Below are 8716 nucleotides of genomic sequence, written 5' to 3' on the forward strand. Positions count from 1 at the left end.
CCGCTAGGTCATCCCGCGTGGCCCCGTAGCTCAGCCGCATAGAGCAAGGCTTTCCTAAAGCCGAGGTCGGAGGTTGGAGTCCTCCCGGGGTCGCCATGTTGTCGAGACCACTTAGAACTCGCTCAAAACACACCGAGGCTGCCTAAATTTGCGATTGGATCGCAAAGCTTTGCGGGTCGCCCGGGCGCCATTTCCCGAAGTTGCCCATTCCCGAGCCGGAGAGCGTAACCAGCCGCAGCGATCGTTTCGGGTCGATGAGCGACATTTAAGCGCGTCACCCGTCATTGGAGAAAGCGCATCTCCCGGATATAGCGCTAAACCAACAGGCGGCGAAGAGCCGCAAGCGTCGGGAGAACCACATGAAGCTGCACGTCTGTCTATCCGCTCTGTTGGCCGTGATGGCCTCGGGCCAAGGCGTCCAGGCGGCCACGCCTGACGCCTATCGCGATCTGAACCACAACGGTCGTCGCGACGTGTACGAGGATGCAGGTCAGTCGATCGACGCGCGCGTCGATGATCTGGTGCGCCAGATGACGCTGGAAGAAAAGGTGGGCGCCATGATGCATGGCAGCCTGCCGGCAGGCGACGAACTGGGGCACGGCGGCGCGATCTATGACCTGGACCAGGTCGGGGTCATGATCGGCGAACGCCATCTGAACAGCTTCATCACCCGTCTGGTCGTGGCGCCGCGTCGGTTGGCCGAGCAGAACAATGAAGTCCAGAGGCTGGCCGAACAGACCCGCCTGGGAATCCCGGTCACGATCAGCACGGACCCCCGCAATCACTTCCAGGCGGTGCTGGGCGCCAGCACCGCCGGCGGTGGATTTTCGCTGTGGCCCGAAACCCTGGGCCTGGCCGCCACGGGCGACGCCGACCTGGTTCGCCGCTTCGGGGAGGTGGCGCACCGTGAATACCGGGCCGTGGGCATCCAGATGGCGCTGTCGCCCCAGGCCGACCTGGCCAGCGAGCCGCGCTGGCCGCGCGTGACGGCGACCTTTGGATCAGACCCCGCCGATGTGTCGCGGATGGTCCAGGCCTATGTGGAAGGTTTCCAGGGCGGGACGGACGGCGTGCGGCCGGACGGCGTCGCGACCGTCGTCAAACACTGGGTCGGATACGGGGCCGAGCCCGAGGGGTTTGATGGGCATAATATCTATGGGCGGGTGGCGCGGCTGGACAACGCCAGCTTCGCCGAACATGTCGCCGCCTTCGACGGAGCCTTTGCGGCGGGTGTGGCCGGCGTCATGCCGACCTATCCGATCCTTGAAGGCGTCAGCCTGGACGGCGCCCCGCTTGAGCCGGTCGCGGCCGGGTTCAACAGGCAACTTCTGACCGACCTCTTGCGGGACCAGAAGGGATTCAAGGGGCTGGTCCTGTCGGACTGGGCGATCACCAACAACTGCGACGCGGCCTGCCGTGCGCCGACCGCCGATCATCCGCAGACTGCCAAGGACATCGGCATGCCCTGGGGCGTCGAGGGGCTGACCCAGCCGGAGCGGTTCGCCAAGGGCGTGACCGCAGGGATCGATCAGTTCGGCGGGGTCAATGACGGCGCGATGCTGTTGCAGGCCGTTCGCGACGGCCAGGTTCCGGCGGCGCGCCTCGACGAGGCGGTGCGGCGCATCATGACGCTGAAGTTCCAGCTCGGTCTGTTCGACAATCCCTATGTCGATCCGGATGTCGCGGAACGGGTCGTCGGCGATCCCCAGTCTCGGGCCCAGGCCGACCTGGCCCAGCGCCGGGCGCAGGTCGTCCTGGAAGACGGCGGCCGGCCGCTGACGGCCGAGGGCGTCAAGACGGTGTGGCTCTATAATGTCGATCCGGAAGAAGCCCGTCGCCGCGGCTGGGCCGTGGCGTCCGACCCGGCGCAAGCCGATCTGGCCCTGGTGCGGGTGAACGCCCCCTTCGAACGGCTTCATCCCCATCATTTCTTCGGCGCGCGCCAGAACGAGGGCCGTCTCGATTTCCGTGACGGGGATGCGGACTATGAGGCCGTCAAACAGGCACGGGCCGCGCGGCGCAGCGTGGTCGCCGTCAATCTGGATCGTCCCGCCATCCTGACCAACATCCGTGACAAGACCGACGTGCTGATCGCCACCTTCGGCGCCAGCGATGCGGCGGTCCTCGATGTGGCGACGGGCCAGGCCAGGGGCGAGGGCCGTCTCCCGTTCGAACTGCCCTCCAGCATGGCGGCGGTCGAGGCCCAGGATCCGGCCCGGCCGGACGACAGCGCCGCGCCCCTGTATCCGCGCGGATACGGACGGGGCGCCCCCCGGAACTAGGCCACGGGGGCGATGCCGGTCGAGCCGCGCTCGATCAGCTGATGCTCGACCATATGGGTGACGACAGGGCGGGGCGCATCGGGATTTCGGATCGCCTCAATTATGAGCCTGACGGCCTGGCCGGCGATTTCCGCCACGGGCTGGCGCACCGTGGTCAGCTTGGGCTCGACCCGAATGGCCAAGGGGCTGTCGTCAAACCCGGCGATGGAGACGTCGTCGGGCACGACCAGGCCCAGCTTCTGAGCGACCGCGATCGCCGCCGCCGCCATGTCGTCGTTGCACGAGAGGACGGCGGTGGGGCGTGGCGTGAGGCGCATCAGGCGGTTCATGGCGACCAGTCCTGAATCGAAGGTCAGATCGCCGTCTACGACGAGTTCAGGATCGAAAACCAGGGCGGCGTCCTGCAACGCCTCTCGATAGCCCGCGAACCGCGTGGTCGTGCTGAGGTGATTCGGCGCGCCCTTGATGAAGCCGATCCGTCGGTGGCCCAGGGCGATGAGGCGTCTGGTCATCGCCCGGGCGGCGCCCCGGTCGTCGATGCGCACGCTGGACAGTCGCGGCAGATTGTCGCCTGTGGACACGCCCATCAGGGCGATGCCTTCGAATTCCGCCAGATCGTCGGCGGTCAGGGTCTCGCAGAAGGGCGGGGCGACGAGAACGCCCTGGGCGCCGCTACGGACCAGTTGGCGCAGGACGTTCATCGGCGACTGGTCGCCTTCGAAATCCCACCGGCCGACCAGCATCTGCGCGCCCATTCGCGAGGTGGTGTCCACGGCGCCGATCACCATGGCGCTGAGATAGTCGTTCTCGGTATTGCGGAAATGCACGCCGACCAGCTCGGGCGCCGCGCTGGCCAGGCTGCGCGCGGCGATATTCGGGACATAGTGGAGGGCTTCGACCGCCTGCATGACCGCAGCGCGAGTGGCGTCGGTCACCAACTTCTTGCCGGTCAGGACATTGGACACCGTCATGACCGAGACGCCGGCCTGGGCGGCGACCTCCTGCATGGTGACCGCGCGGGTCGATTTCCTCTGCGCTCGCGCCAAGACTCGCCTCTTGTGATTGCCGGTCTGACGTGAGGCCTGGCGGCGCAACCGTCAATGGCGCAGACCCCAAGTGCGTTTGACAACCTTCTCCGCTCATGCATTTTAGCGATAAACCGACATCAGATCGGCTTGGAGGTTTCCGTGATTCAAACGCATCGTTCCGGCTCTATGCGCGACGGCTCCGTCGCCGTTTCGGCCGCGCTGGACGGCTCGTCGCTTCGACCCCTCCTGCCTTGGGCTCTGCTGTTTCAGGCCCCGGCGTCTGCCCAGTAGGTCCGCATGACGTCCAGACAGAAATCAAGGCGTTCGGCGGCAGACCGTTTCGCCGGCATGCGCCGGATCGAGGGCGGCCGGTTCAGCATGGGCTGCGACAGCTTCTATGCGGACGAGACCCCCGTTCGCCCGGTAAAGGTCGATGGGTTCTGGATCGACGAGACGCCGGTGTGCAATCGCGACTTCGCCGCCTTTGTCGCGGACACGGGCTACGTCACCCTGGCCGAGATCGCGCCTGATCCGCGCGACTATCCGGGCATGGATCCGGCCCTGGCCCAGCCGGGATCCCTGGTGTTCACGCCGCCGCCCGGGCCTGTTCGACTGGACGACCCCATGCAGTGGTGGGCCTTCAAGCTGGGCGCGGACTGGCGCCATCCCGCCGGGCCTGAAAGTTCGATCGAGGGTCGCGAGGATCATCCTGTGGTCCACGTCGCCTTTCCCGACGCCAAGGCCTATGCGGTCTGGGCCGGCAAGAGCCTGCCCAGCGAAGCGGAATGGGAATATGCGGCGCGCGGCGGGCTGGACGGCGCCGACTACGCCTGGGGCGACGAACTGGCGCCGCAGGGCGCTCGCCTGGCGAAATACTGGGACGGCGAATTCCCGCACGCCAACCACGCCCCCGAGGGGCTGAAGACGACGGCGCCCGTCCGCAGCTATCCGGCCAACGGCTACGGTCTCTACGACATGATCGGCAATGTCTGGGAGTGGACGGCCGACTGGTATTCCGCCAGCGCCGCAGCCTCGGCCGCCAAGTCTCCGTGCTGCGCCCCCCTCAATCCCCGCGGGCCGCGCCAGGAGTCCAGCTATGACCCGGACGCGCCGGGGCGTCCAATCGGGCGCAAGGTGCTGAAGGGCGGATCGCACCTCTGCGCCGACAGCTACTGCCGACGCTATCGGCCCGGCGCACGCCATCCGCAGCCCATAGATTCCGCCACCACACATATCGGCTTTCGCTGCGTCATCCGCGCAGTCTGACACCCTGATCCCAACCTGGAGCGCTTGCGCATGAGACCGACCCTGAAAAGCTTCCGCGCGATCCTGCTCGCCGCATCCTGTTTCGTGGCCCAGCCGGCGCTTGCCCAGACGACTGTGGCCCAGACGACTGCGGCCTCGGCTTCCGCCGCCGCCCCGGCGCGCCAGGCCCAGCCGATGAACATGATCTTCGTGCTGGTGGACGACCTGCGCTTCGACGCCATGGGCTTCCTGACGCCGGGGCTGAACACGCCCAACATCGACTTTATGGCCAAGAACGGGACCTATTTCCCGAACGCCGTGGTGACGTCCTCGCTATGCTCGCCCAGCCGGGCGACCATTCTGACCGGCCAGTCGCCTCGCAATCACCGTGTGATCGACAACAACAACTCGTCGGAGGAGGGGCTGGTCTTCTTCCCGAGCTATCTGCAACAGGCCGGCTATCAGACGGGCTTCTTCGGCAAATGGCATATGGGCAGCGACACCGACGCGCCGCGCCCGGGCTTTGACCGTTGGGTCAGTTTCAAGGGGCAGGGCTTCTACTTCCCCGAAGACCGGATGAGCCCCGCCCAACTCGCTGCGGGTCAGCGGCAGATGCTGAATGTGGATGGCGTGCCGACCAAGCAGCGCACCTATATCACCGACGATCTGACGGACTATGCGATGGACTGGCTGGAGCATGGGCGTGATCCGGCCAAGCCCTTCTTCCTGTATCTGTCGCACAAGGCCGTCCATTCCGACGCCATGCCTCCGGCGCGCTATGCTGACCAGTACAGCGATCTGGAAATCACCCTGCCGGCGTCGATGGCGAACACGCCGGAGAACAATCGCGGCAAACCCGTCTGGGTGCAGAACCAGCGCAACAGCTGGCACGGGGCGGACTTCCCCTATCATACGAACCGGGATCTTCGTGAGCAGGTGCGCGACATCTACCGCACCCTGACCCCGGTGGACGACAGCCTGGGCCGCCTTCTCCGGTATCTGCGAGACAACGGCCTGGAACAGAACACCATGGTCGTCTTCTACAGCGACAACGGCTTCATGTTCGGCGAACACGGCCTGATCGACAAGCGCAACGCCTACCAGCCTTCGGTCCGGGTGCCGATGGTCGTCTATGCGCCCGGTCATGTTCAGGCTGGCGTGGTCAATCCCGCCGTGGTGCGCAATCTGGATCTGGCCCCGACCTTCCTTGACGCAGCCGGGGTCGCCGAGCCGGCGCAGATGGAGGGCAAGAGCTTCCTGCCGCTGGCCGAGGGCGAGGTGACGCCCAAGGCCTGGGACACCAATGACTTCGTCTACGAATACTACTGGGAGTGGACCTTCCCGCAGACGCCGACCACCTTCTCCATCACGCGGAACGGGGTGAAGTACATCCAGTATCACGGCGTCTGGGACATCGAGGAGGTGTATGATCTGTCCACTGACCCGGACGAGATGAACAACCTCGTCAACGACCCGGCCTACGCCGAGCGAAAACGCGAACTGCGCCACGCCCTGCACGCCTCGCTGGCGACCCGCAGCGGCGACCATGTCATCCCCTATACGGAACGGACCAGCGCAGGCCTGGTCGACCGTGACGTCAATGGCGCTCGCGCCGCCGACTTCCCCGCCGAATGGTATGTCGCGCCCAACAGGCCCGGGCGGATGAACGGACTGTTCCCCGACACGCCGGCCAAGGCCGAAGCCGATGCGGCCGGCCGGGCCTATTTCCCCGCCCGACCGGCGGCGGAACCCGAGAAGAAATAAGACAGAAAGACCCGGCCTGCGCTGCAGGCCGGGTCTTTGCTTCAGTCTTGAAGGCCCGCCGTGCGTTCAGCGCGGCGGGCCTCATTATGTGCGGACGGACGTCGCGCGCCCGACGTCACCAGATATAGAGCAACTCAAGCTGGTAGGACTTCATGCCGTCCTCGCCGATGGCCTTGTATCCGTCGGAGGCCAGAAGCGGGCTGATCGAGCCCTTCACCGAGACATGTTTGTTCAAATTATAGTTGGCGGCGACGCCGGGCAGCAGGCCGATGAAGCGCGCATCGGTCTTGCGATTGTTCACGGCGGTCTGGTAGCCTAGCGAATAGCCGTCCTCGATGGAGTAGCGCCAGAAGGCGCGAAGGGATGCGCCCAACTCGAGCTTGTCGGTCGCATCGAAGGTGAAGCCTCCGCCCACGTCCACAAAGTTCGTGAAGCCGATGGAGCTGGCGAAGTTGGCGTGACGTTGAACGCTGTACAGCGGATCGAAGGTGTGGATGACATCCCCCTCGCGCGATCCGCCGGACGCGACGTTCGAGACCAGGTGGAGCGTCAGATTGCGCGGGGCGCCGGGCACCGGATAGCGGATGCTGTTCACCATGGCCCAGGCGTCGATCGTCTTGGGCCCCACATCCCCGGTCTGCTGGATCAGATTGGCGTCAATCTGCGCGCCATGGATGCTCCCATACAGTCGAACCCCGAAGGAGCTGATGTCCTGGACGCTTGTGGCTTTCAGCAACGCGCTCTCTTCGTCGCGATAGCCGACGTAATAGGCGTCGAAATTCAGCGCGACATGCTGACGGCGCGGCAGGGCGAAGGCGCCATAGGCGCCCCAGATCGCGGTGGTGTCGTCGACCGTGTCGTCGAAGGCGCCGCGTTCATGCACCAGAGGTCGATAGGCGAAGGCGTCGAACCGGAAAGCCTTGGCGGCGTAGTAGGCCCGCACGCCGTCGAAATTGCGCTCGATGTTGTGGATCGGCTGGGCCGAGATCAATTGGCCCGATCCCAGATGCGTCTGCTGTCGGCCGACCCTGACCCCGGCGCGCCCATTGTAAAGCGGCCGGCTGTACTCGACGAACGCCTGACCAAGCTCCAGGGCGTTCTGCTGCCGTCCAAAGACGGGGGATACATAGTTGTCGCCGGTCACCTGGCCGCTGACGATCTGTCCGAAGACACGCAGGCGTTCACCCAGGTGCAGGTCGGCGCCGTACTGGTGACGAAACTGGAAGGAAAGACTGGCCAGGGCAGGCGATGCGGTCCCGATCGACGGGCGGTTGAAGTTCTGCATCAGCATGCGTTCTTCGCCGCTGAAAGTGACCCAGATCTGTCCGTCGGCCGACAATGGCACATGTTTCAGGCGCTCGTCCCAGGGCGCGTTCGCGGCGGCCGGTATCGGAAAACTGTCGTTGGCCCGAAGAGTCTGGAAGCCGCCCGCCTTTTGGCCCTGGTGCAGCGACGGGGGCAGGGCCCGGGCCGGTGCTGCGGGGGCTGAAGCCGTCTGGGTTCCAGGGGCGGCGCCCGCCGATGCGGAAGGGGTGGTCGCCGAGGACGCGTCGGCCACCGCCTGCGCCTCGGCCTGGTCAAAGCCGATGGCCGAAAGACAGACGGCGGAGGCGAGGCCGCCCATACGCGACGCAGGGCTAAGCCGGCGCGGCGCGCGGCGCATTGCGGTGTTCTTCAAATTTCCCTCCCGAGGGCAGCGTGGTTTATCGCTATAATTTAGCGGTAAACTAATCCGGGGCCGCGTGTTTAGTCAACGCGGTACGGCTCGCGTGAATCGGAGGCGTGTCGCACCTCTGACCAAGGCCTCAGCTGTGGTCCATCCTCGGCTTTGGCGGCGTGGACGGAGCCGACGCTTCGACCGAAGGCGGACCAGACGTCAGTTAGCCGAGCCAGCGTGCCCCCGCATGATCAGCGCCGCTGACTTTGATGTGGGGCGAGGGCCATCACGATTGATCTTGGCCAGGGGACGAACGCGAGGCGCTCAGCGTGCGTGCAATGGCAGCCTTAGCTTGGGACAGGTTCTTGGCGATCCGCCGTCGTTCAAGCATGGCGGACTTTCTCCGCGACAGGCTAAGGTTGGCCCGACATTTTTGTCGCCGCAAGTTAAGAGTGTCACGTTTCCAAGCTAAGGCTGTCGAAAGTGACCGATGGCCGCGAGTGCGGAGCGGAGATGGGCAGGCGGATCAATATGATCGGTCTGCGTCTTGCCAGAGCAGATGCTCGACACTCTTAACTTGGGGGCTTGCGCTGGTCGAAGCCCGCTTCTGACTGAGGCTGTGTGAAAACGCCTCCGGAATGAGCGAATTAGGTTAGCCTCCTGAGGTCAGCAGGAGGTGGGTTGTGAGCCGCTTCGTTCAGGGTGCAGATCGCCGGCAGCAGACGCTGCTTCCCGAGTGT

General features: G+C 65.4%; 5 protein-coding genes and 1 tRNA gene. 4 read left to right on the forward strand and 2 right to left on the reverse strand.

What is annotated here, in order from left to right; translation table 11 throughout:
- The first annotated feature begins 19 nt into the window (after nucleotides 1–19).
- Both ER13_RS14165 and ER13_RS14170 read left to right on the forward strand, forming a co-directional pair.
- Nucleotides 20–96: transfer RNA gene (locus ER13_RS14165), tRNA-Arg, on the forward strand.
- A 263-nt stretch (nucleotides 97–359) separates the two neighbouring features.
- Nucleotides 360–2282, forward strand: a complete 1923-nt coding sequence (locus tag ER13_RS14170; protein ID WP_035310233.1) for a glycoside hydrolase family 3 protein — start codon at nucleotides 360–362, stop codon at nucleotides 2280–2282.
- Here ER13_RS14170 and ER13_RS14175 read toward each other — a convergent pair.
- The gene (locus ER13_RS14175) at nucleotides 2279–3328 is read right to left on the reverse strand and encodes a LacI family DNA-binding transcriptional regulator (RefSeq protein WP_155988168.1); all 1050 of its coding nucleotides are present in this window, start codon (nucleotides 3326–3328) and stop codon (nucleotides 2279–2281) included. The two genes, ER13_RS14170 and ER13_RS14175, sit on opposite strands and share 4 nt — an antisense overlap.
- Nucleotides 3329–3607: 279 nt before the next feature.
- On the opposite strand from ER13_RS14175, the gene ER13_RS14180 reads away from it, so the two are divergent.
- Nucleotides 3608–4576 (forward strand): formylglycine-generating enzyme family protein, encoded by a 969-nt coding sequence (locus ER13_RS14180; protein ID WP_197019802.1) that lies wholly within the window; start codon nucleotides 3608–3610, stop codon nucleotides 4574–4576.
- A 30-nt stretch (nucleotides 4577–4606) separates the two neighbouring features.
- Complete coding sequence (locus ER13_RS14185; protein ID WP_035310239.1) at nucleotides 4607–6319, forward strand: sulfatase; 1713 nt, start codon at nucleotides 4607–4609, stop codon at nucleotides 6317–6319.
- A gap of 115 nt (nucleotides 6320–6434) precedes the next feature.
- Here ER13_RS14185 and ER13_RS14190 read toward each other — a convergent pair whose 3' ends face one another.
- Nucleotides 6435–7997, reverse strand: a complete 1563-nt coding sequence (locus tag ER13_RS14190) for an alginate export family protein (RefSeq protein WP_155988169.1) — start codon at nucleotides 7995–7997, stop codon at nucleotides 6435–6437.
- Nucleotides 7998–8716: the final 719 nt, after the last annotated feature.

It is taken from the genome of Brevundimonas sp. EAKA (assembly GCF_000698025.1).
Lineage (GTDB): Bacteria > Pseudomonadota > Alphaproteobacteria > Caulobacterales > Caulobacteraceae > Brevundimonas > Brevundimonas mediterranea_A.